This is a genomic window from Mesorhizobium sp. M7D.F.Ca.US.004.03.1.1 (assembly GCF_003998635.1).
Lineage (GTDB): Bacteria > Pseudomonadota > Alphaproteobacteria > Rhizobiales > Rhizobiaceae > Mesorhizobium > Mesorhizobium loti.
The window spans coordinates 1-1,234 of sequence record NZ_RZQG01001306.1 but is presented as its reverse complement, the minus strand read 5'-3'; the positions used below and the strand labels follow the sequence as shown (position 1 = coordinate 1,234).

At 56.6% G+C, this 1,234-nt stretch carries 2 protein-coding genes; one reads left to right on the top strand and one right to left on the bottom strand.

Translation table 11 applies throughout. The features are described from left to right. Nucleotides 1-316: alcohol dehydrogenase catalytic domain-containing protein (locus EN935_RS36565; RefSeq protein ID WP_164771710.1), on the bottom strand; the 316-nt coding region annotated here is incomplete at its 3' end. Nucleotides 317-881: 565 nt separating this feature from the next. On the opposite strand from EN935_RS36565, the gene EN935_RS36560 reads away from it, so the two are divergent. Beyond that, nucleotides 882-1,234: trigger factor (locus EN935_RS36560; protein WP_281040410.1), on the top strand; the 353-nt coding region annotated here is incomplete at its 3' end.

The window sequence follows — 1,234 nt, the reverse complement described above, 5'->3', positions numbered from 1 at the left end:
GTATGCAAACGGCCTCTGCCGCATCGACGCCGGCTGGAACCGGCACAAGAAAACGCGCGGGACGAATCGCATATTGCGCGTAACCACCGACTACGCAGAGATCGGCAACGATTTGCCCCTCACGCGGCAAGACAACGTCGGGACCAGCCTTCTCCACAACACCTACGAGGTCGTAGCCGGGAGTAAACGGCAGCGGTCCTTTGAAGTCGGGGTAACGGCCACGCCGAATGAAGCTATCCGTGAAACCGGTTCCGGCTGCCAGAACCTTGATGCGTACCTCGCCAGCACCCGGATTTGGGATTGTTGGCTCGCTCACCAGTTCCAGGACCTCGGGGCCACCGAAGTGGGATATGCGAACGTGTTGCCAAGACATTGCGGAACCGTAGCACATTCGATTCCATAGGTGATGCCTGATATTGTGCGTCCACCCTCCACGAGGTGTCCGAGCCACCGTGGCAGCTCCGGTAGCGAGCTGGCTGGGGGCAACCTAAATCTGGTGCGTCTACCAGTTCCGCCATACCCGCATGGACCGGCAATCCCATGTAGCCATCATTCCGTCAATGTCGGGAACAAGGTTGGGTCAGGGCTAAAATGATGGTTGTTCGCACCAAATGCGAAGACTGTTGAAAATTAGCCTCGCCTGTGACAAAAGGCGTGTCAAATGTGACGGGACGCGACGATCCGCTTCTACAGAATGTGATAAGAAGTAGGAAAAACAAGAACTTATTCACATTTTGGAACGCAGTTTGGGAGAGTTTGAGCCGTATTTTCGGTCAAATCGCCAGGTTCCGTACCAAAAGCCATTCCCGGCAAGAATATACCGGCAGGCTGTAAACGGCAGAGGCCGTGGCAGTCTCATTGGTGAAAACAAAGGTTTTACGATGCAGGTCACCGAAACGCTCAACTCCGGTCTCAAGCGCGAGATCAAGATCACCGTGCCGGCTGGTGACATGGAAGCCAAGCTGATGGCGCGGCTCTCGGATGCCAGGAACAAGGTCCGCATCAACGGCTTCCGTCCCGGCAAGGTGCCGGTGCAGCACCTGCGCAAGGTCTACGGCAAGTCGTTCATGGCCGAAGTGGTCAACGAAATCCTCAACGATTCGACCCGTTCGATCATCACCGGGCGTGGCGAAAAGGCTGCCATGCAGCCCGAAGTCATCATGACCGAGGACGAGAAGGAAGCCGAGAAGATCTTGGCCGGCGGCGCCGACTTCGAGTTCCGCCTCAACTACGA